21 protein-coding genes and 1 pseudogene are annotated in these 21,458 nt (G+C 63.1%); 12 read left to right on the top strand and 10 right to left on the bottom strand.

Features of this window, described 5'->3' with window-relative positions; all coding sequences use genetic code 11:
* Positions 1–2: 2 nt before the first annotated feature.
* The 3 genes from L1080_RS00675 to L1080_RS00665 are packed head-to-tail and all read right to left on the bottom strand — an operon-like array spanning position 3 to position 3,676.
* Positions 3–1,616 carry an AMP-binding protein gene (locus tag L1080_RS00675; protein WP_250772256.1) on the bottom strand — a complete coding sequence of 538 codons (1,614 nt, stop codon included), beginning with the start codon at positions 1,614–1,616 and terminating at the stop codon, positions 3–5.
* 5 nt (positions 1,617–1,621) lie between these two features.
* The gene (locus L1080_RS00670; protein ID WP_250772259.1) at positions 1,622–2,791 is read right to left on the bottom strand and encodes an acetyl-CoA acetyltransferase; all 1,170 of its coding nucleotides are present in this window, start codon (positions 2,789–2,791) and stop codon (positions 1,622–1,624) included.
* A gap of 48 nt (positions 2,792–2,839) precedes the next feature.
* On the bottom strand, positions 2,840–3,676 hold the full coding sequence (locus tag L1080_RS00665) for an IclR family transcriptional regulator (protein ID WP_250772261.1): 837 nt from the start codon (positions 3,674–3,676) through the stop codon (positions 2,840–2,842).
* A gap of 275 nt (positions 3,677–3,951) precedes the next feature.
* Here L1080_RS00665 and L1080_RS00660 point away from each other — a divergent pair, with 275 nt between their 5' ends.
* From L1080_RS00660 to L1080_RS00625, 8 genes and pseudogenes are all read left to right on the top strand, one after another.
* The gene (locus L1080_RS00660) at positions 3,952–5,238 is read left to right on the top strand and encodes an MFS transporter (RefSeq protein WP_250772264.1); all 1,287 of its coding nucleotides are present in this window, start codon (positions 3,952–3,954) and stop codon (positions 5,236–5,238) included.
* Between the two features lie 43 nt (positions 5,239–5,281).
* Positions 5,282–6,037: an SDR family NAD(P)-dependent oxidoreductase gene (locus tag L1080_RS00655; RefSeq protein ID WP_250772266.1), complete on the top strand. Its 756-nt coding sequence runs from the start codon at positions 5,282–5,284 to the stop codon at positions 6,035–6,037.
* Positions 6,038–6,173: 136 nt separating this feature from the next.
* Positions 6,174–7,186, top strand: a pseudogene (gene ilvC / locus L1080_RS00650) (ketol-acid reductoisomerase).
* Between the two features lie 20 nt (positions 7,187–7,206).
* Positions 7,207–7,455, top strand: a complete 249-nt coding sequence (locus tag L1080_RS00645; protein WP_250772268.1) for an SDR family NAD(P)-dependent oxidoreductase — start codon at positions 7,207–7,209, stop codon at positions 7,453–7,455.
* Positions 7,456–7,540: 85 nt separating this feature from the next.
* Positions 7,541–8,359 carry an alpha/beta fold hydrolase gene (locus tag L1080_RS00640; RefSeq protein WP_250772270.1) on the top strand — a complete coding sequence of 273 codons (819 nt, stop codon included), beginning with the start codon at positions 7,541–7,543 and terminating at the stop codon, positions 8,357–8,359.
* A gap of 22 nt (positions 8,360–8,381) precedes the next feature.
* Positions 8,382–9,161 carry an HpcH/HpaI aldolase family protein gene (locus tag L1080_RS00635; protein WP_250772272.1) on the top strand — a complete coding sequence of 260 codons (780 nt, stop codon included), beginning with the start codon at positions 8,382–8,384 and terminating at the stop codon, positions 9,159–9,161.
* Positions 9,162–9,207: 46 nt separating this feature from the next.
* Positions 9,208–10,074 carry an SDR family NAD(P)-dependent oxidoreductase gene (locus tag L1080_RS00630; RefSeq protein WP_250772274.1) on the top strand — a complete coding sequence of 289 codons (867 nt, stop codon included), beginning with the start codon at positions 9,208–9,210 and terminating at the stop codon, positions 10,072–10,074.
* Between the two features lie 236 nt (positions 10,075–10,310).
* Positions 10,311–10,691, top strand: a complete 381-nt coding sequence (locus tag L1080_RS00625) for a DMT family transporter (protein ID WP_308202156.1) — start codon at positions 10,311–10,313, stop codon at positions 10,689–10,691.
* A gap of 306 nt (positions 10,692–10,997) precedes the next feature.
* Here L1080_RS00625 and L1080_RS00620 read toward each other — a convergent pair whose 3' ends face one another.
* Positions 10,998–11,264: a histidine phosphatase family protein gene (locus tag L1080_RS00620; protein WP_250772276.1), complete on the bottom strand. Its 267-nt coding sequence runs from the start codon at positions 11,262–11,264 to the stop codon at positions 10,998–11,000.
* A 194-nt stretch (positions 11,265–11,458) separates the two neighbouring features.
* Here L1080_RS00620 and L1080_RS00615 point away from each other — a divergent pair, with 194 nt between their 5' ends.
* Positions 11,459–12,091, top strand: coding sequence for a transposase (locus L1080_RS00615; RefSeq protein WP_374434148.1), 633 nt, complete (start codon positions 11,459–11,461; stop codon positions 12,089–12,091).
* Here the strand turns inward: L1080_RS00615 and L1080_RS00610 are convergent.
* The 3 genes from L1080_RS00610 to L1080_RS00600 all read right to left on the bottom strand — a co-directional run bounded on the left by L1080_RS00610 (position 12,088) and on the right by L1080_RS00600 (position 15,527).
* Positions 12,088–12,567: an AAA family ATPase gene (locus L1080_RS00610; protein WP_250772278.1), complete on the bottom strand. Its 480-nt coding sequence runs from the start codon at positions 12,565–12,567 to the stop codon at positions 12,088–12,090. The two genes, L1080_RS00615 and L1080_RS00610, sit on opposite strands and share 4 nt — an antisense overlap.
* Before the next feature lie 381 nt (positions 12,568–12,948).
* Positions 12,949–13,890: an alpha/beta hydrolase gene (locus L1080_RS00605; protein ID WP_250772280.1), complete on the bottom strand. Its 942-nt coding sequence runs from the start codon at positions 13,888–13,890 to the stop codon at positions 12,949–12,951.
* A gap of 155 nt (positions 13,891–14,045) precedes the next feature.
* Complete coding sequence (locus L1080_RS00600) at positions 14,046–15,527, bottom strand: APC family permease (protein WP_250772283.1); 1,482 nt, start codon at positions 15,525–15,527, stop codon at positions 14,046–14,048.
* Positions 15,528–16,130: 603 nt separating this feature from the next.
* Here L1080_RS00600 and L1080_RS00595 point away from each other — a divergent pair.
* Positions 16,131–16,517: an MmcQ/YjbR family DNA-binding protein gene (locus L1080_RS00595; RefSeq protein WP_250772285.1), complete on the top strand. Its 387-nt coding sequence runs from the start codon at positions 16,131–16,133 to the stop codon at positions 16,515–16,517.
* 362 nt (positions 16,518–16,879) lie between these two features.
* Here L1080_RS00595 and L1080_RS00590 read toward each other — a convergent pair whose 3' ends face one another.
* From L1080_RS00590 to L1080_RS00580, 3 genes are all read right to left on the bottom strand, one after another.
* Positions 16,880–17,242 (bottom strand): PH domain-containing protein, encoded by a 363-nt coding sequence (locus tag L1080_RS00590; protein ID WP_250772287.1) that lies wholly within the window; start codon positions 17,240–17,242, stop codon positions 16,880–16,882.
* Between the two features lie 56 nt (positions 17,243–17,298).
* Entirely contained in the window at positions 17,299–18,120 is an 822-nt protein-coding gene (locus L1080_RS00585; protein ID WP_159924492.1) for a class II glutamine amidotransferase, read from the bottom strand.
* 155 nt (positions 18,121–18,275) lie between these two features.
* Positions 18,276–19,286 (bottom strand): AraC family transcriptional regulator, encoded by a 1,011-nt coding sequence (locus tag L1080_RS00580; protein ID WP_250772289.1) that lies wholly within the window; start codon positions 19,284–19,286, stop codon positions 18,276–18,278.
* A 201-nt stretch (positions 19,287–19,487) separates the two neighbouring features.
* On the opposite strand from L1080_RS00580, the gene L1080_RS00575 reads away from it, so the two are divergent.
* Positions 19,488–20,462, top strand: coding sequence for a quinone oxidoreductase family protein (locus L1080_RS00575; protein WP_159924488.1), 975 nt, complete (start codon positions 19,488–19,490; stop codon positions 20,460–20,462).
* 38 nt (positions 20,463–20,500) lie between these two features.
* Positions 20,501–21,415, top strand: a complete 915-nt coding sequence (locus L1080_RS00570) for a TauD/TfdA dioxygenase family protein (RefSeq protein ID WP_159924485.1) — start codon at positions 20,501–20,503, stop codon at positions 21,413–21,415.
* Positions 21,416–21,458 lie beyond the last annotated feature (43 nt).

Below are 21,458 nucleotides of genomic sequence, written 5' to 3'. Positions count from 1 at the left end.
GGTCAGGCCTCGCTCGGCCAGGAGTTGCGCTTGCGGAATTCCTCCTCGAGCAGGGCCGTGGTGACCTTGCCGTAACCCGAGGTCGGAAGCACGGTGGCGAACTCGATCCGCTTCGGAATCTTGTAGCGCACCATGTTCTCTCGGCACCAGCTCAGCAGCTCGTCGGCGGTCAGCGACGAGTCCGGGCGCCTGACGCACAACGCGTAGCCGACCTCTCCCCACGTGTCGTCCGGTGCACCGACGACACCGGCTGCGACGACATCGGGATGCTTGAGCAGTTTCTCTTCGACCTCGCGTGGATCGATGTTCGAACCACCGGAGATGAACATGTCCGAGGCGCGGCCGGTGATGTAGAGCAGCCCGGTCGGATCGAGATAGCCGAGGTCCCCGGTCCGGAACCAGCCGTTGCGGAAGGCCTTGTCGTTCGCCTCCGGGTTGTTGAGGTAACCAGCGAACACCGCTGGCCCGCAGGCGCAGATCTCGCCGCGTTGACCGGGCTCGAGTTCGCGGCCGTCGTCGTCCTGGATGCTGATCGTCATGCCGGTACGCACGTAACCGGCAGTGGGGATTCCGTCGGGTTCGGCTGTGGTGCCGTGCAACTCCGGTGGCAGGACGGTGATATTGCCGGTGACCTCGCACAGTCCGTAGTACTGCACGAGTACTTTGCCGAGAGTGTCGAGGGCGATGCGCTGATCCCGCGACGACATCGGTGCGCCGGCGTAGACCACGTAGCGCAGGCTGCTGCGATCGGGATCATGATCGGCCGGGGCGGTCTGAACCAGCTTGTTCAAGATGGTGGGCACGGTGAACATCGTCGACACCGAGTGCCGGTCGATGAGATCCCAGGCCTCGGCGGGGTTGAGGGTGTCGCTGGTGGTGAGCACGACCGCGGCGCCGCGAGCGACATGAGTCAGGGCATGGACACCGGCGCCGTGCGAGAGCGGCGCCAGCACGAGCGTGGCGTCGCGGTCGGTCAGGTTGGGCATCAAATCGCAGATGTGGTTGGTGACGACGAATGCCATCTGATCGTGCTCGAGTACGGCCGCCTTCGGACGGCCGCTGGTGCCGGAGGTGAAGAAGAACCACGCCGGCGAGTTCACGTAGACGGGTTCGTCGATGGTGACATTGCCTCGGCCCGTGTGCTTCTCGATCATCTGTGACACGTGCGCGCTGGCGAACTCGCCGGTTTCACCCTCATCGCCGATCGACCAGATTTCGTAGTCCGACAGCGCGCGGGCGTGGTCGTCGCTCGACGCGTGGATGATCACCAGATCCGGGGCGACGAGCTGGGCCAACGGGACGACGTCGTCGGGAAGCAGTTTGTAGTTGGTGGGCACGATGATCGCGCCCACTCGCCAGGTGGCGTAGAGGACGGTGAGCGAGTCCATGCAGTTGGCGCTGTGCAGCAAGACCTTGGAGCCGGGGCCGACTCCGTGCTCTCGCATCGCCGCGGCCAACGCGTTGACGCGTGCGTTGAGCTGTGACCACGTCCAGGTGTGCTCGCCCCGAATGATCGCGGGTCGATCGGGAAGCCGGGTGGCGGTCTGGGTGAGGAACGTCGCCACGTTGGTGGTGCGCTGCCGGTGGGCCGTCGATGGTGCGGTCTCTGTGGTCATGGCGGTTACCACCTCTCGAGAATGGATGCGTAGTTGGTGACCGCTGTGCCACCCATGTTGAAGATGCCGCCGAGGTCCGCGGTCGGCAGCTGGAAGGTGCCTGCTTCACCGGTGAGCTGCATGGCAGCGATGGCGTGCATGGACACACCGGTGGCTCCGATCGGGTGTCCCTTGGCCTTGAGGCCTCCGGACCTGTTGATCGGCAACTTCCCGTCGGGCAGGGCGAGGCCCGCGTCGACCACCTCGTGCCCGTGGCCGCGCTCGGCCAGCCCGAAGACCTCGTATTGGATGAGTTCGGCGATGGTGAAGCAGTCGTGGGTTTCGATGAAGTCCAGATCAGTGGTGGCTGTCGCGGCCTGTTCGAGTGCCTGATTCCAGGCTCGGCGGGCACCGGCGAACTCGATCGGATCGCGCCGCGACAACGGGAGGAAGTCGTTCGCGTGCGCGCGGGCACGGAACGACACCCGCCGTGGTGCGGTCCTCGCGCGGTCGGCGCTGGTAATCACCAGTGCGACGGCACCATCGGAAATCAGCGAGCAGTCGGTGCGGCGAAGGGGAGCCGCCACGTAAGGGTTCTTGTCCGAGACTTCGTTGCAGAATTCGAAGCTGAGGTCTTTGTGCAGCTGAGCGTAGGGGTTGGTCATGCCGTTGTGGTGGTTCTTCGCGGCGATGGCTGCCATGGCAGCACTGGGATCGCCATAGCGGTCGGCGTAAGCGCCCGCGATGCCGGCGAAGACACCGGCGAACCCGCCGGAGACATCCGACTCCTCGGGACGGTAGCAGCCCGACAACAGGATTTCCCCTGCGCGTGGGGTGTCGACGCCGGTCATCTTCTCGGCGCCGATCACCACAGCCACGTCGCCGCGGCCCGAATCGATGAAGTCGCATGCCGCGTAGACCGCGGCGCTGCCGGTCCCACACGCGTTCTCCACCCGCATCGCGGGGGTGAACTGGAATTCCGGGTTGGTGAGCGAGACCAGCGAGGCCTGGAAGTCCTGATCGGAGAAACCGTTGTTGTAGACGCCGACGAACAGGCCGTCGACCTCGTCTGCGGGGACCTGTGCATGCGCGAGCGCTTGCGGGACCACCGCGCCGATCAGGCTGGTGACGTCGGGGTCTTCGAGTTTGCCGAACTTCGAGTGCCCCCATCCGACGATGGATGTTCGACTGGTCATGCGTTTCCTCCAACGAAAAGTGTGAAAATGGCTGACTTGTAAAGAAATTCAGATCTTGGCGTGCAGCCCCGGCGTTTCGCTGCGGCGCAGAGTCGGTGCCAGACGGGCGGCTTCCTCCTTGAGGAGGATCGCCAGCCGCGCCTGCCGGTCAGGACCCAGACGTGAGCTGATGGCCGCGATACTCAGGGCCATCGCGGGTTCGCCACTGGCGTCGGGGACGGCGATGCCGATGGCCCACGACTCGGGAACCACGGTGCCTTCGTTGACCGCGACACCACCACGCCGGCGGACGAGTTCGGCCTGCTCGAGAATCCAGTCCGGGGTCAGGTTCGGGTAGTTCTCCGCGAGCTCTGCCGCATTGGCTGCGGTGACGGCGGAGGCCTCCTGCGGCGACATCGCAGCAAGCAGTGCCATGCCATGCGCACCGACGCCTAGCGGATACCGGTCCCCTGCCTGCAGCACGTGGCTGCGGATCGGCCAGGTCCCTTCTTCGCGGTGCAGGCATACCGAGTGCGTTCCGCGGCGCACCGAGATGAACGCGGCATCCTCGGAAACCTGCGCGAGCCGCACCACCGACGCCAACGCCTGCTGCTGCAGGCCGTGCCGGCGCTCGGCGGCGCTGCCGATGATGTATGCCTCCGACCCGAGCCGGTACCGGCGGTCCTCGGACTGCTCGAGATAGCAACTGCTCACCAACTCGGCGAGCAGTCGATGCACCGTGGGCTTACTCAACCCGCTCTCGGACGCCAACTCGGCCAGCGAGAGCCCGCCCATCCGTTCGTGCCCTGCGACCATCGATAACAAGTTGAGTGCTCGGCGCACACTTTGCGTTCCTGTCGCCGACTGCCGGTCGGCTGCGGCCGAATTCGGGGCATCGTTCCGCATTATGGAATCCTTCGAGTAAGCCTGTGGAATGTCTTCGCGTGCCGAAAGCGCATCTCAGCACATATTGCACGATATGAGTGACGGCGATCTCAGTCAACTATTCCGTAATGTGGACCGATTTGCTGGGATTTTGTGGACCTGGTTGACGCCTCGGGTCACGCGGGCTCACAGTTACTCCAACATCGTGACCGAGGTCACGAGCCCGCAGCGTTTGTGGTTACCACCCCCCGCTCGAGCACTGTTCTCGCTTCGATCACAGACAGGACCCACAACCAATGGCGAAGACGATGGTGAATGAACGGCCACCCCGGATCGACTTTCGGCAGGCCCGCTGGTCACGGGTGGGTGTGCCGTTGTTCGTGACCTACTTCATCTGCTTCATGGATCGCACCAACATCAGTGTCGCGTCCCCTCACCTGGCGGAAGAACTTCAGCTCAGTGCCGCTGCGATGGGTGTCGTGTTCTCGGCTTTCTTCTGGGGATACGTCCTCAGCGGCATGCCTGCCGGGGCCTGGGCGAACAGGGGCCACGCCAAGACCATCATCGTGGTCTGCATGGTGATCATCGGCCTGTCAGCCGGCCTGACCGGAGTCGTGCACAACTATCCGGTGCTCCTGGCTGCCCGCATCGTGCTGGGACTGGCCGAGGGCGCAATCTTCCCCGCATTCGCGGTGATGTTCATCAGCTGGTTTCCCTCTCGTGAACGCGGACTCGCGGTTGCCTTGACCATGTACACGGTGCCGCTGTCGGCCGCGGTGATGGCACCGCTGTCGGGCTGGCTGATCGACCTCGCGGGTTGGCGTGCGATGTTCATCATCCAAGCCATCCCGGCGATCCTCGTCGCCATCTGGCTGCACGTCGCAGTCACCGAGCGCCCCGAGGACAATCCTCACCTGCGCGCGGAGGAACGCGACTACATCATCGCCACCCGCACGGTGGAAACCACCGACGAATCGACCTTGCTGCAGGTATTCGCCCGCCCGACCGTGTGGCTGTTGGCGCTGGTGTACTTCTTCTGGGCAATGGGTATCTATGCGCTCACATTGTGGTTGCCCACGGTCATCGGTGACCTCACCGGCGAAGGATCGCTAATGGTCGGATTGCTCACCGCCATCCCCTTCCTTTGCGGAACCGTCGCAATGTATTTCGTCACCAAGACCGCTGTCGCCACCGGCCGCTCGCTGGGCTACTTCATCGCCCCGTGTATCGGACTCAGTGGAACAGGGATGCTCGCCCAGCACTTCATCGATCTGGGAGTGGCGTTCAGTTTTGCGATGCTCGTGCTGTCTGCCGGCTCGATCTACGCGGCCCTGGCCTTGTGGTGGACATGGGTGATGCAAATCGTGCCCCGTAATCAGGCTGGAGCCTCGGTGGGATTCGTGAACCTGTGCGGCAACTTCGGCGGGCTCGTAGGACCCCTGATCATCGGCCTGGTCGCCACCGAAGGCAACACCGCATCCGGATTCTGGATCGTCGGTGTCGGCATTCTCGTCGCCGCTGCGGTCGTCATGGTGGTCGATGCGCGCCGCACCCGCTCCCAGGCACTCGAGCAGTCGCTCTAACCCTTCCCCAGACCGCCGACCTCACACAGAACAGAGATAGGCAATGACCAACCGCATCGCGCTAGTCACCGGAGCCGCCGCCGGCATCGGCGCGGCAATCGCCGAACACCTTGCCGCTCAGAGCAATCACGTGATCCTGGGCGATCTCAACTACGAGGCCGCCAACCAGCTCGCGAAGACACTGACAGACCGCGGCACCGTCGCCGAAGCCCTCCGTCTCGACGTCGGCGACAGCGAATCGATCGCCCAGGGATTCGCCTGGCTTACCGACACCTACGGGCGCTGTGACATCCTGGTCAACAATGCCGGCATCGCCCGCACCTACCCGTTCGTCGACTACCCCGACGATCACTGGCTGGCCACCTTGAACATCAACGTTACCGGAGCATTCCGGTGCGGCCAGCACGCTGCCCGGCTGATGCTCGACCACGAGTGGGGACGCATCATCAACATTGCGTCCACCAGCGGGATCCGGGCCGGTACCGGACGCACCGCCTACGGAGTCTCGAAGGCCGCGCTCATCGCTCTGACCAAGCAGATGGCCGTCGAACTCGCCCCCCGCGGCATCACCGCCAACGCCGTGGCCCCCGGCCCGATCGAAACGCCACTCTCGCGTGAAGTGCACACCGAAGCGATGCGCGAGGCGTACAACAACCACGTCCCCGCACACCGCTACGGCACCCCCGACGAGGTGGCCGCGGCCGTCGGCTTCCTCGCCTCGGAGGCAGCGGCCTACATCAACGGCCACGTCGTTCCTGTCGACGGCGGTTTCCTCGCCGCCGGAATGCTCAGCGACTGAGCGGTTTCGGATCGTCGAAGTGTCCGGCTGACCACCCCTGATACCCCACCATTTCCAACAAGGGATCGGTCCCATCGGACCGCTCCACACCACAGTGAGAGAAAGCAGCACAGTGTCCATCGTGGAAACCAGCAAGATGACAGTCGAGATGTTCTACGACGACGATGCCGATCTGTCGATCATCCAGGGCCGTAAGGTCGCTGTGATCGGATACGGAAGCCAGGGCCACGCGCACTCGCTGAGCCTGCGCGATTCGGGCGTCGATGTCCGCATCGGTCTGAAGGAAGGCTCGAAGTCGCGCGCCAAGGCTGAGGAGCAGGGCCTGACGGTCGGCACGCCGGCAGAGGTGTCCGAGTGGGCCGACGTGATCATGGTGCTCGCACCCGACACCGCTCAGGCGTCGATCTTCACGAACGACATCGAGCCCAACCTGAAGGACGGCGACGCGCTGTTCTTCGGACACGGCCTCAACATTCACTTCGACCTGATCAAGGCCCCGGAGTTCGTCACGGTCGGCATGGTCGCCCCGAAGGGACCCGGCCACCTGGTTCGCCGTCAGTTCGTCGACGGCAAGGGTGTTCCCGCGCTCATCGCGATCGACCAGGACCCCAAGGGTGAGGGCCAGGCGCTCGCGCTGTCCTACGCCAAGGCCATCGGCGGCACCCGCGCCGGCGTCCTCGAGACCACGTTCAAGGAAGAGACCGAGACCGACCTCTTCGGCGAGCAGGCAGTGCTGTGCGGTGGCACCGAGGAACTGGTCAAGACCGGTTTCGAGGTCATGGTCGAGGCCGGCTACGCGCCCGAGATGGCGTACTTCGAGGTGCTGCACGAGCTCAAGCTCATCGTCGACCTCATGTACGAGGGCGGCATCGCCCGCACGACTACTCGGTGTCCGACACCGCGGAGTTCGGCGGCTACGTGTCGGGTCCGCGCGTCATCGACGCCGGCACCAAGGAGCGCATGAAGGCGATCCTCGCCGACATCCAGTCCGGTGAGTTCACCCGCCGCCTCGTCGCGAATGTCGAGAACGGCAACACCGAGCTCGAGGGCCTGCGCAAGGCCAACGCCGAGCACCCGATCGAGGTCACCGGCAAGAAGCTGCGCGATTTGATGAGCTGGGTCGACCGGCCGATCACCGAGACCGTCTGACGGCTCCAGATGGAGAAACAATGGATACCCGCGTAGCGGTCATCACGGGTGCGCGCTCCGGAATCGGTGCTGCGTGCGCAGAAGTTCTCGCAGGCAAAGGGCACCACATCATTGTCGCCGACCGCGATATGACGGGCGCGGAACAAGTCGCATCTGCGTTAGTCGCTTTCGCCGTTGGGTTTCTCACTTCAGAACACGCCGGCTATATCACCGGGCATACCCCGCCAGTCGACGGCGGATTCGTCGCTGCAGGACTGCTGAACATATAGCTACACCGTGACTGAGGTTCGTACTCCACGACATCGGAGCAGAGTGCATTCGCCCGTTCGTCTCAATCCCTCCGAAGGAGGACAGGTGTCAGGACAGGGATTGTCGTTCGTTACGTCCGACGATGTTGAATTGATCTACGACGATGAAGGTGTCGGCCGCACCTTCCTCTTCCTACATGGTTACGGCTGTCGACGAGGACACTGGGAGTATCAGCGTCAGGCACTGTTGGATGCCGACCATCGAGTGATAGCACTCGACCTGAGGGGTCACGGCGACTCCCAGAAACCGCCGCACGGACAAACGATCGCACGTATGGGTCAGGACGTCCGCGAATTGATTTCGGCGCTGGATCTCGATCAGGTGACTCTGGTGGGGCATTCCATGGGAGTGTCGGTATCGCTCGCGATGTTCATGATCTCCGGCTCTGATCGGATCGAGCGCTTTGTCTACATTGATCAGTCGCCGAAGATCATCAATGACGAACACTGGCACTGGGGCGTCAAAGGCGTGAACTGGAGTAATGCCGATGACTGTGTGAATTTCCGTATCAAATGGAGTAATGAAGACCAAGAACCCCCACTGCCTCCCGGCTCAGCCATGGCGGAAGAACCTTGGGCGACCTTCGATCATGCTGCGGTGTCTAAACTTTTCCTCAACCACTTCGTCTCTGATTGGCGTGACGTTCTACCGCGAATTCCTGTTCCCACCTGGGTTGTGACCTCTCGCTTCACGAATTATTACCATTCGGATGGGATGGAGTGGGTCGCGAAGCAGATTCCCATCAGCCGCTTCACGATTTTCGAGCAGAGCGGACACCAGCCACATGTCAGCGAGGCAGTCGAGTTCAATCGACAACTGCTCGAATTCTGCGCACTTCCCACATCGGTGACCACCGAACACTGAGCCTATTCACAGGACGAAGGCCATGAACAAAGCTCTGCGAGCCAGACTTGCCGCAAGCGAAACCGCCTACGGGATGTGGGTCACCTCGGAAGCCGCCGCCGTAACCGAAGTTGCTGCAGTCCTGGGCTTGGACTGGATCTGCATCGACATGGAACATGGCTACCTGAATTACAAAGACATTCAGGGCCATCTCGCCGCAGCACGCGGTAGCCAACTGTCAGTCTTCGTGCGACCCCCCACCCAAGCCCTCGAACCGATCAAACGGGCACTCGATGTAGGCGCCCACGGGTTGATCGTTCCGCTCATCAACAACGCCGGCGAGGTCGAAGCCGTCCGACAGCACATTTACTACCCCCCTATCGGGCGACGGGGCATCGGCGGTGAGCGCAGCGTCACCTGGGGCCTCGAGTTGGAAAACTATGTGAAGTCTGCCAACGACGAACTTATGTTCTTGCCGATGATCGAGACCCAAGAAGCTTATGACAATCTTGACTCGATCTTGTCGGTCGCCCAGATCGAAGCTATTTTTCTAGGTCCCGGAGATATGTCTGCGAGCCGCGGGGCTATCGGCGAATGGGAAGGGCCCGGCGTCGCGGAGATCAATCTCGACATCCTAGAGCGGGCCGAAGCACGCGGCATTCACGCTGGCCTCGTCGCACGCAGCACCGAGGAAGCAATTACTCGACGCGATCAAGGATTCCGTATGGTTTCGTTAGGGTCCGACATTGGTCTCATGATTCGGCAAATCCGATCAATGGCAACAGAACTCGGCCGCGAGCCACGACTGCACAGCTGGTTCTAATTTTCCGTCCCTACGCGTAATCGCTCCATTCCACAGGAGAAATACAGTGTCACAACACGTCTCACCCGAAGCACCCGGCAGCAGCTCGGCGCGACACGAGGAAGCGAGTCGCTCGTCCGCCGCTGCCGGTGAACTCGACGGCATCGTCGTCGCCGTATTCGGTGCCGGGTCCCGCGCCGACAGCCTGAGTAACGGTCAAGCGGCGGCGCTGACTTTCGCCCGAGCCGGTGCGGCGGTCGCCTGCATCGATGTCGACGGTCACGCCGCCGACGTCGTCACCCAGCAAATCATCGACGAAGGCGGGACGGCACTCAGCGTCCAGGCGGACGTCACCTCAGAGGACGACGTGGTCCGCGCCTACTCGGCGATGGCCGCCGAATGGGAGCCGCCGCTGGCGGTGCACAACAATGTCGGTGTCACCATTCCAGGCGAAATCGTCGACCTCGATCGGGCCGGCTGGGACAAGGGAATGGCACTCAATGCCACCAGCTGCTACCTCACCATCCGCCACGCCCTGCCCCACATGCTCGCCCGCGGGAAGGGCTCCATCGTCAACGTGTCATCGTTGGCCAGCATTCGTGACACGGGATACGTGTACCCGGTGTACAACGCCAGCAAGGCAGCGGTGAATCAGCTGACGATCTCGCTCGCGCTGACTTACGCGAAACGCGGCATCCGAGCGAATGCCATCCTTCCCGGACTCATCGACACTCCGATCGGACGCCAGGCCAGGGGACCCGAGGTCGACCTCGACAAGGAACTCGCCGCCCGCCATGCCGCCAGCCCGACCGGACAGATGGGCACTCCGTGGGACGTCGCCAACGCCGCGTTGTTCCTCATGAGCGACCGCGCCGCCTACGTCAACGGAGTTCTCCTGCCGATCGACGGTGGGCTCAGCGCCCGCTGCATCTGACTTCGGCGTCGGATCAATCACCGGACGCATCAGCAACACCGCCGGCAAGATCTGGACACGTTGTGGGCGATAGTGTCGGCACCACACCTTGAATTCATCCGCGTAACCGTCACATGGGTCGTCGTAAGCGGTCCCGGCAAGGAAAGCATGTCTACGAACACAACTATCGACGATGGCGCGCTGTGGATCGCGCACCGAGCGGTGCAAGACCGTCGTGAGCTTTCGGAGGTCGACGCGTGATCGCCTACGTGTTGCTCGCCGGAGCCATCGTCTGCGAGATCGTCGCAACGCTGTCACTGAAAGTGTCCGAAGGCTTCAGCAAGCTCCCGCCCTCCCTCCTGGTTGTGATCGGCTACGTGTCCAGCTTCACTTTGCTCGGCCTGGCCCTCAACCGCGGGCTCCCGGTCAGCGTCGGATACGCAATCTGGGCCGCTGCAGGAACAACGATCGTGGCAATCCTCGGTGTGGTCTTCTTCCGAGAATCACTCTCCGGTGTGGCCATAGCGGGATTAGCGCTCATCGTCGTTGGCGTGGGACTACTGAATCTCGGTAGCACCGGGCACGGCACTTCATCGATCCCAGCTCCGGATGACGAAGTAAGCACCCAATCACGGTGAGGTGAAATTCTGGCCGACCGGCGCACGTGCTGCTGGCGTCCTGGGCCGATACTCAAATTACACCGGGCGACGTCTTCGACCTACTGAGACATCTGCTTTCCATTCCAGTCGGTGAGCGTCCATCCGTGCGCAAAGACAATGGGGTTTGCATCACCGCTCAGTAGATCTGTTCGACGGCCTTGTCGAAACGCTGGTCGAATTCGTTGCCGTCGACCGAGCCGGGCATACGTGAGTCACGGTTCCCTGTAGCCAATCGTACAAAGGGACGTCATAGACGGCCACGGCCTCCACCTCCGGCCTGCCTTCTCAGTCACCGGCTTCGATTTCGTGGAGCCCCGGGAACACCTCGACCGGCTCGCTCACTGCTTCCGCCATCGGCTGGGCGGTTTGCTGTGTTCTCACCATTGTCGAGGCGTACACCCCGTCGAAGTCTTGACCCCCAAGGGCATCGGCGGCGACCTGAGCTTGCTTCCCTCCCTGTTCGGTGAGTTCTGGCCCCGGCGTGGAGGTAAGGGCTGCAAGCGCTGCGACGGCAACTGCGGTTTTCGTGAGACTCGAAACTCTGTGAACCATTGGTAGCTTCTTTCCTAGGGCGTGTTGATCAAGAGTTCTGGGCTCGTGGTCGGCGAGTTCTCGATGGCGTGACGCGTCAGGAGATCTCAGACGAGGTGTGGGCTGTTCTGGTGCCGTTGATGCCGATGCCGTTGATGCCGGTGCCGGTGGGGCGTTCGCGACAGTGGACGGATCATCGTCTCGCGGTCTAGGGCATGTCCTGGAAGTACCGCACGGGTGCGCCCTGGCGGGATGTGCCGGAGCGGTTCGGGAAGTGGAATTCGATCTATGAGCGCTTCGCGCGCTGGGCCGAGGACGGCACCTGGGAGAAGCTTTCTCGCCGAGGTGCAGAAGCAGTCCGACGCGGCCGGGAAGCTCGACTGGGCGGTGTCGATCGACTCGACCATCGCGCGCGTGCATCAGCACGGGGCGACCCTCGGCCGCGACACAGGGAGGCTCTGTCGAATCACAAGAAACTGCGAGAAGAGCCGCTTGATCACGGGATCTGCCGGCCGCGTCAGCGTCCCGATCGTGTGATCGCGGACAAGGGCTACCCGTCGAAGAAGAACCGGGCTCGGCTGCGGGAGCGGAAGATCGCCGCGACGATCCCCGAACGCGATGACCAGATCGGGCACGGCCGGAAGAAGCCGGGCAGACCGATCGAGTTCGGCGACGAGCATAAGGAGCGCTACAGGGGCCGCAACGTCGTCGAGCGGTGCTTTAACAAGCTCGAGCAATGGCGAGGTATTGCGATGCGCTCAGACAAACCCGCCCGCGCCTACCGTGCCGCGATCACCCTCGCCGCCACGCTGATTTGCATCAAGACCGACTTGATTCACACGGCCTAGCGGACCACCTCGAGCGGCCCCTCCTCGGGCGTCGGCGGCTCGAACCGCTCGAAGTACTCCGTCGCCGTCTGCTCAGTGAGCGGCCAATCGTCCGCCCGCCTGCCGTGTCGGTCACCGACCCGACTCAGGATGGTCTCGAGACCCGTCGCGATGTAAACAGTCTCCGGCAGAATGCCCTGCGGTGCGAGCAGTGCGCGAAACTCGTCGCGTTGTCGCCGGAACCAGAATCCGAAGTCGAGCACGACATCGTTCCCCACCGCAACATGGCGCAGCAAGCGCGCCTTCAGGTCTGCTGCCACCTCGGCGACCACTTCGGCGGAGGGCATCGTCGTGATTCCGCGATCCCAGAATTCCACCTCGAATGACAAACGCGTCCAGCCCTCGCGCTCCAGGCCCTTGGCGTAGGTGGTCTTGCCGGCACCACCTGGCCCGCACATCATCACGACCCGGGGTCGTCGTGTCTTGTTCACTGCCACCGGACCGAGGTTACGCTCCGCCACTGACGTTGAGACTTGCAACGCTACGCTCATCGATAATCTGGATCAGATCAGACTTGATCCACACGCCCTCGGTGGCGGACGGGAAATTTCACTTTCCAACACAACTATGTGCACTGAATGTTTTTGAGCAGCAATAAAGGCGCCGACGCGAGCGTCGGCGGAGATCACGTTTTACGGAGAAGAGACAGCCCGCAGTGTTGGTCCGGCGACGAACTAACGCCTCGGCGCCGGACCAGCTGCGGCATGGCGACCGTCAGTGCTGCGCGATGAAATCGAGTAGTTGGAAGTTGAATGCCTGGTACTCGTTCAGGGTGTGGGTTGTGCCCGCTCTTGGGGGCCCAGTGCCGGTGGTGGTGGTCAGTACGTGCCGGTGGTGGATTGGTGGTCGCGCCAGATCCAGCGGATCGTCCGAGGAAACACCGAACCACCGTGGCGCAAGGTATGGCCGCCCTCGCCGAAGACGAACTGATGGTCGTAATAGCGGTATTCCAGTGCCGCTGCCAAGTCCTGGTTGGCGATCGCGAGGTCCCCGAAGACCACACGCGCGTCGCGTCGCCCGCTCTGGAGCCACATGCGGATCGGTTTGCGCAGGTTGCGTCGCACCTGCGGTGCATGGTTGTGGCCGCCGCGGATGTCGACGAAAGAACCGCAGTGTGTGATGACGTTCCCGAAGAAGTCCGGTCGGTGCCATGCGGCGGTGAAGGACGCGTTGCCGCCCGAGCTGAAGCCGACGATGATGTGGTCGCGCGGCTCCCTCGACACGTTCAGCTCACCGACGGCGTCCGGAAGCAGCTCTTCGATGAGGAACCGTGCCCAGACATCGTCGATCGAGTCGAACTCGATGCTGCGGTTGTCCGCCCCACCGAAGATCGGGTACCCAGGTCCCGTCTTTCCCGCCTCGACGAATACGGCAACGGTCACGGGGATTTCGCCCTTGGCGATGAGGTTGTCCAGCACGACGTTGGCGCGGAAGTCTTCCGCGAGGTATTCCAAACCGTCGTGGAAGACGATCACCGACGCCGGCTCGGAGCCGTCGTACTGTGCCGGTACGTATATGCGGTAGTCCCGCTCGACGCCTGGGTACGCGACCGAGCTCGTGTGCTGACGGACCGTGATCGAACCCGTTGGCACGCCCTCACGCGGACGCGAGTTCGAGCCGAGGGAGTACTCGGGCCAGGTATCGTCTGCGTCCGCGTATGCCCCGCGGTCCTCGGTCGTGATGTGCTTGTCGGCGAACCATTCCTCCCATGCCTCGGGGGACATTCCAGCGTTTCCTGCGTTGCTACGGTCGTCGGTCATGAAACCTCTTATCTTGACGCAATCGTGTTCGGTTCGATTTACCCACAGCGACCGGGCGTGCCCTCACCTGGCCGTGAGAGCACGCCCGGAGCACGCGATCTCCTGCCACGGACACCACGGAGATCAGGGAAGTTCCGGTGGGAAGCTGTCGCCTTCTACTGCCGCCCGATTCGCTGATAAACCTGCGGTCGCCACCGCCGCAACGCGAGTGCCAACACGAAACCAAAGGCGAAGAATCCGTAGACGAAGGCGAGAAGAATGTTGGACATCGTCTGCGATCCACCGGTGAGGATGTGGAAATTGAGAATGGACAGCACCATGACCGTACCGAAGCCCACGGCAGCAGCCAGCGGAAGGACGATCGATTTGATCACGTGACCTTTGTGATTGCCTGTTCGCTTCAGGTAGGCCGGGACAGCGACAGCCGTAAGGAACTGCACCGTAATCCCTGTAAGTGCAGCAACACCCAGCAACGCGGCATAGAAGGCCATCTCATCAATGCCAAGGACGACTACGGCAGCGTTCAGGGCAAGCGCGGCCGCACTCATCACCATCGATGCCACGTAGGGTGATCCGTGGCGCGGGTGCACAGCACTCAGGGAGCGGGGGAAGACTCCGTCAGCACTCAGGTTGAACAAATAGCGGGCGCCAACGTTGTGTGCGCAGACGATCACCGCGAGGGCGCTGGTAATGACCAATATCGAGGCAGCATCGAAAAGGAAGTGGCTTCCGAAGGTAATCAAGGTCGAATCCATGGCGCCGGTGGGGTCGGCCGCGACCAGCGACGCCGCGTCGTCAACCCCGAGTGCGTTGATGAACAGCCACGTCGTCGTCACGTAAATGACGACGGCGCAGGCGATGAGACCGTAAGTTGCCCGAGGGATCGTCTTTTCAGGGTTGCGCACTTCATCGCGGAACAAGACGGTCACCTCATAGCCACCGAACATGCCGCTGGCCAAGAGCAGTCCGATGGGCAGCGATCCGTCGAACCAGTGGCTCGGATCGAAGGGTGCCGCACTCAGTCCTTCGGCACCCCCACGCGCGAAGATCACCGCGTTGTAGATGAAGACGACGATCAGTTCTCCGCACAGAACTACCGCGGTGACCTTCGCCGAGAAGTCGACGCGGAGATAACCGAGAACTGCGACGATCACCCACAGCACGAACGCCCAGACATACCCGGGCAGGTCCGGGCCGTGAAAGGTATTCGTGACGAGCGTGCCAAATATTTCGCCACCGAAGGTCAGGTAACCCGCGCATACGCAGAAGTATGCGAGCAGCATGGCCAATCCGGATCCGAGACCGATCTTCTTCCCAAGGCCGGCCGTTACGAAGGCGTAGAACGCGCCGGGGCGCTGAAGGACGTCCGACATCCGCAAGAATCCCGTCGCGAAGGCCGCCACGATCAGGCCACCGATGACGAAGAGGATCGGAGTGCCGATCCCGTTTCCAAAGGCAATCATGAACGGGATGACGCCAATTACCACGACGAGCGGAGCATTGAACGCCATCACACTGAAGAACAGCCCCAATGCGCCCATATTGCCCTGGAGGGTGCCCACTTTGCCCGTGAGCTCGGGATCCTTCTCTTCGAGTGTGGCATTCACCGTAGCCACACTCGCACCGTTGTCACTCATGTACTGCCCTTCTGGAAATTTGCCTTGGACACACGAAGGTGTGCTCGAGACGTCTGAATTGCCGAAACTGTTCAGCCACGACAGGTGTGCGGTGTAGTTGCGGACCCTGTCGATGTAGATCTCTGCAGTACTCAGCCGAATGAGTCGTTGCCCGCGAGCGGAGCTAGGCCTTCGGACGCGGATGCCGGAGTCATGGCGATCCCGTTCTTCATCCGACGCGAGTGCGTGGGATGTGTTCTGGCGGGACCTGACACAGCTCCTCCTTTGGGAGTGGACCACTACGTGATCTGAGTCACGATTCGATGCGACTGTGCTCCTTGCTGAACTGAGCCGTCAAGCGAGTGTGCAAATCCCCAGGAAATCGGTCCACATTACGGAATCCCGATGGAGGCGACCAGTTCGGCCCTATGCAGGAAGTCTCTCGACGAGCCATTCCTCCAGAGACACCTGCATCGGCACGGATTTCACAATATGGAACGGTACCGTGGGAAGGTGTCGGCTCACGCCCGTTGTCGGTCACCGAGCCCCATGGCATTCCGGCGCGATATGCGATCAGCCATAGTGCGTACGGCAGTACGCACGTCTACGACGGAAGGAGCTCCCATGGAGGCGACGAAGTTGCAGAAACGTGCAGCCGCGCGGGCGGATGAGCTACCCGGGGCGAGTCTGGACCATCCGTTCGGCGATGGATGGGATGTGTTCAAAGTTCGCGGGAAGATATTCATGCTCCTGACGCACGTGACAGGTAAGCCGATGGTGATCGTGAAAACGGACCCAGCGGAGGGGAAGGCGCTGCAAGCCATGCTCGAGCACATCACGCCGGGCTACCACATGAACAAGCAGCACTGGATCACGCTGACACCGGGTGGGGACATCGATGCGAAGCTGGTCGACGATCTGGTGACGGAGTCGTATCTACTGGTCGTGGAAAAGCTGCCGAAGGTGCAGCGGCCGGTCGACCCGGCTCGATTCAGGCATCGCCGGTCATGACGATCTCAGGGCTTCGGGTACAGCAGGCCGCTCGGCGTATAGCGGAGGATCTTCCCAGGGTCAGCCACGGGCATCTTTTCACCGAGGGACTGGATCGTCACAATTCGGCCTGAGTCGCAACAAAATGAAGACCCCGTCGTTGTTCGACGTGGATAAGCGGGTTTCCCGCGTCACGAATCAGCTCCCATTCGTCGGTGTCACTCACCGGCTCGACGCACACGCACGTACTGATCAGTGAATCCTCCGGCACAGGGACCACCTGCAGGAGATCATGACATCGGACGTTGCACTTTGCGAGCTCTCCATACCCGTCGCCAGGCACGTCACCTTGCAAGGTCGAGGAACTTACAGTTTCCGCTACATCACGTGATGCGTCCGAGGATCACGGTGTGTACATGGTGGGCCTTGTCGACGCCGCGGAAGTCGGCTTCGTATGTTGTCCCAGCGACGGCGAGGGCGATGCTGCTGGAGGAGAAGAATTGGCCGGCCCACGACTTGTTGCTGAGGAATGCGATCGACCGGATGTGCTTGTAGGGGATGGACGTGATCGCGGTGCGCTTGCCGACGAAGCTCTTGTCCTGGATCACGACGCGCAGGTTCGTCATCCCGAGGAAGCCGGTACCCGCGCCGATGCAGTCGTAGACGGCGATGATGTGCTCACCGGGAAGGATTCCCTGTTCGACCTGCTTCAGCTGCTCCGACTTGTCGAAGATCGGTTCAGTCATGGCGACTCCTTCGATGTCGGTGCGGAAGTCCATTCTCGCAGAGAGAGGCCCTGCACTCAGCCGGGTGAGATCGGCTCGAATGGCCGGATCTCGTCCTGCCCGGGTCGAACGACTCCGGCGGAGGACTCGGGCACCTCGTTCCACGCGCCTTCGAGGTCGCGGAGGGGTTCGGAAACCACGAAACGAGTCTCCCCACCCAGTTCGTGCAAGACCTCGACTTCGGGGTGCAGTGCGCGCAGCTTCGCGAGTTCGGTGGAGAAGAACAGCGACCTCGACTGCCGTTCACTCGAGTACCGGAAGACCCACAGCGATTCACCCTCGGTGGTGGCGACGGTCATCTGCACCGGATGGTCGACACCGTGTGCTCGGCCGACGTCTTCGACGAAGCCGACCGCGCGGGCAACCGCACCGAAAGGATCGTCGGCGAGGCCGAATGTGAGGGCGAGGAAAAACAACGTTTCGGAATCTGTCGAACCCTCGATGTCGAGGAACAGGGCCGGGTCGACGGCCATCACCAGGTCGCGTCTGATCTCGTGGAAACCGCGCAGGGCGCCGTTGTGTACCCACAACCACCGCCCGTGCCGGAAGGGATGACAATTGCTGCGCTGCACCGGCGTCCCCGTCGAGGCACGCACGTGAGCAAGCAACATCCGCGTTCGCACTTGGCCGGCGATCTCCCGCAGGTTGCTGTCGTTCCAGGCCGGTTCGATGCTCTTGTACACCGCCGGCTCACTGCCTTCGCCGTACCAACCGACACCGAATCCGTCACCATTGGTGGTCGTCGCCCCGAGACGTGAGTGCAGACTCTGATCGATCAGCGAGTGTTTAGGGCGGAACAACAGGTCCTCCGCGAGGATCGGTTCACCCGAGTAGGCCATCCACCGGCACATACCTCAATACAAGCACTCGCCACCGGCCGCGGGGCCGGAACCGGGAAATCCTCTTCGACAGCTGGTTCGTGCTGTGGGGTGCGCCTCGGCCTCGGCACCGTCAACGGACGCCCCTTCGCCACCCCGCGCCCGGAAGACATGGGCTAACCGCGCTCACCCGTTCGCTGCTCCCGCCAACGGCTGGGGCTGACCCCGAAGTGCCCGCGGAACCATCGTGAGAAGTTGCTCGGCGCCGAGAAAGACAGCACGTCCGCGATCTCGGTGAGACTCAGCCGAGGGTTCGCCACCATCCGTTCGGCGAGCTCGGCGCGGGTGCTGTCGAGGACCGTCGAGAACGACTCCCCGCTCTCCGCGAGCCTGCGGTGCACAGTCCTCCGATCCACACCCAGACTGCGGGCCACCTGCTCGACGGAACAGCGGCCGGTGGGGAGCAGCAGTTCGATCAGCTCGCGGACCCGGCTCACGATCGTCACGTCGTCGACCGGTTCCCAGGAGTCCAGCAACTGCTGTGTGTAGGGGCGGAGGAGCGGGTCGGACATCTTGTTCGGCGCGTCCAGGTCGGCCGCCTCGATGACGATGCCGGCGAACTCGTTCTCGAACGTGACGACCGGACCGAACAATCGCCGATGCGTTGCCGTGTCCGCCGGCGCCGGGTGCGGAAAACACACCGTGAGTGGTCTCCAACCGCCGCCGAGGAAGTCGCGCAGCAACCGGTGCAGCACTCCGACCGCGAGTTCGATCGACTGCCGAGTCTCGAGTGCCTCCCCGAGATCGAGTTCGATGCGGAGGGTCACCAGGCCGTTCACCTCGGACATCCGCGTCCGCAACGCCTCGTTGTACGTGTGTGCATACCGGGTGAGCACGCGCAGGGCACTGCGGACGTCGGGTTCCTCTCGGACGACGAGACTGAGCGGGCCGAGGTTGGAGAACTGTCTGCGTTCGGCAAGGCGCACCCCGAAGTCTTCGCGCCCGGACTTCTCTACCGACTGCTCGAGGAGGCGCGCGATCGCCGCGGCCGGGACCCACCGGTCCTGTAGTGCCAGGCCGGACGGATCGAGGCCCGCGGATCTCATCAACGGAGCCGGGTCGATCCCGAACGACCGACACAGCTCCAGGTAGCCGTTCAGCGACGCGTAGCGCGCAAGGGGTTTCATGTCACTCCGATGTCCTGTCCCAGAATGATAGGCCGACTGTCCCGTCAGGATAAGCGCAGGGGCCCATGTGGCCGTACTGTTAGGTGCATCACAGAAGCGGTGCGGAGAGGTTATCCGCCACACCGGATCATCCCCGCCAACCGGCCGCGAGCGTCCGGCCGCGGCACCGCGCCGATCAGCACATCGAAGAGGAGAAACACTGTGGCACAGGCAGTTCGGTTCTACGAGCACGGCGCTCCGGAAGTCATGAAGTGGGAGAACGTCGAGGTCGGAGAGCCCGGCCCCCACGGAGTCCGGATCCGGCACGAGGCCGTCGGACTGAACTTCGCCGACACCTACTTCCGCACCGGCCTCTACCCGGCCGAACTGCCCGCAGGCATGGGCGTGGAGGCGGCCGGTGTCGTCGAAGAGGTCGGCTCCGGCGTGACCCACGTGCAGGTCGGCGACCGCGTCACCTACACAGGCAGCCCGCTCGGCGCCTACAGCACCGAACGCGTGATGCCGGCCGCACCGCTGATCCCGCTGCCGCAGGCGATCCGCTTCGACACCGCGGCCGCGATGACCATGCGGGGTCTGACCACGGCATACCTGCTGCGCCGCATCTACCCGCTGAAGGCGGGCGACACCGTGCTGCTGCACGCGGCGGCCGGGGGCGTCGGCCTGATCTTCACTCAGTGGGCGAAGTTGCTGGGCATCAACGTGATCGGCACCGTGTCGACCGACGAGAAGGCCGCGATCGCCCGCGCCCACGGATGTGAGCACGTGATCGTCTACACCCGGGAGAACGTCGCCGAGCGAGTTCGCGAGATCACCGGCGGCGCCGGCGTCCCGGCGGTGTACGACAGCATCGGCGAGTCCACCTTTCAGACCTCGCTCGACTGCCTCGCCCGGCGCGGACTGCTGGTGTGCTTCGGAACGGCCTCCGGACCGATTCCCCCGATCAACGCGATGCAGTTGGCAGTCAAGGGTTCACTGTTCGTGACCCGCCCCGCTCTCGCCGACTACATCGCCGACCCGGCCGAGCGCGCCGAACTCGCCGGTGAATTGTTCGGACACGTCGAGGCCGGCCGGATCCGGATCGAGATCAACCAGAGTTACGGACTCGAGGACGCCGTCCAAGCGCACCGCGATCTCGAATCCGGCCGCAGCATCGGCTCGTCCGTATTCCGACTCTGACTGCGGGCCAACACATTCACTCCGACGGAGACACCACCATGACCGACACCGCGCAACTGACCTACTTGCCCGAACCGCACACGATCCTCTCCCCTTCCGGGTCGTTCCGGATCGCACCGCTCACCTGCTCGATCGGCGCCGAACTGTTCGACGTGAACCTCGGTGACGCCGCCCGCGACGACGCCCTGTTCGCCGAACTGCGGGAACTGCTGCTCGAGTACAAGGTCCTGTTCCTCCGCGACCAGGACATGACCCGCGCCGAGCACGTGGCGCTGGCCGAGCGGTTCGGCCCGCTCGAGGACCACCCCGCCGTGGGGAGCGACCCCGACCACCCCGGGCTGGTGCGCATCTACAAGGACCTCGACAGCCCGGCCGACCACTACGAGAACGCCTTTCACTGCGACGCCACCTGGCGGGAGAACCCGCCCATGGGCTGCGTGCTCCGCTGCGTGGAGACGCCCCCGATCGGCGGAGACACCATCTGGGTGAACATGGCCCTGGCCTACGACAAGCTGCCCGACGCGGTGAAGAAGCAGATCGACGGACTGCGCGCCCGGCACAGCATCGAGGCGTCGTTCGGTGCCGCACAGCCGCTGGAACAGCGGCAGGCGCTGCACCAGAGGTTCCCCGACGCCGAGCACCCCGTGGTGCGCACGCACCCCGAGACGGGCGAAAAGATCCTGTTCGTCAATGCTTTCGCGACCCACTTCGTCAACTACCACACCCCGGAGCACATCCGGTACGGCATCGACTATGCGCCCGGCAGCAGTAACCTGCTCAATTACCTGATCAGCCAGGCGTCGATTCCCGAGTACCAGGTGCGGTGGCGCTGGACCAAGAACAGCGTCGCGATCTGGGACAACCGGTCCACCCAGCACTACGCGGTCCAGGACTACTGGCCCGCCGTCCGCAAGATGGAACGCGCCGGGATCATCGGCGACCGGCCCTTCTGAAACTTTCTCTCCCCCTGTTGATCCGAACCACCTCGAACGGAGA

This window comes from Rhodococcus sp. MSC1_016 (assembly GCF_023667485.2).
GTDB classification, from domain to species: Bacteria; Actinomycetota; Actinomycetes; order Mycobacteriales; family Mycobacteriaceae; genus Rhodococcus_F; species Rhodococcus_F oxybenzonivorans.
The sequence above is the reverse complement of the archived record's forward strand: the minus strand, read 5'-3'. Positions and strand labels throughout refer to the sequence as shown.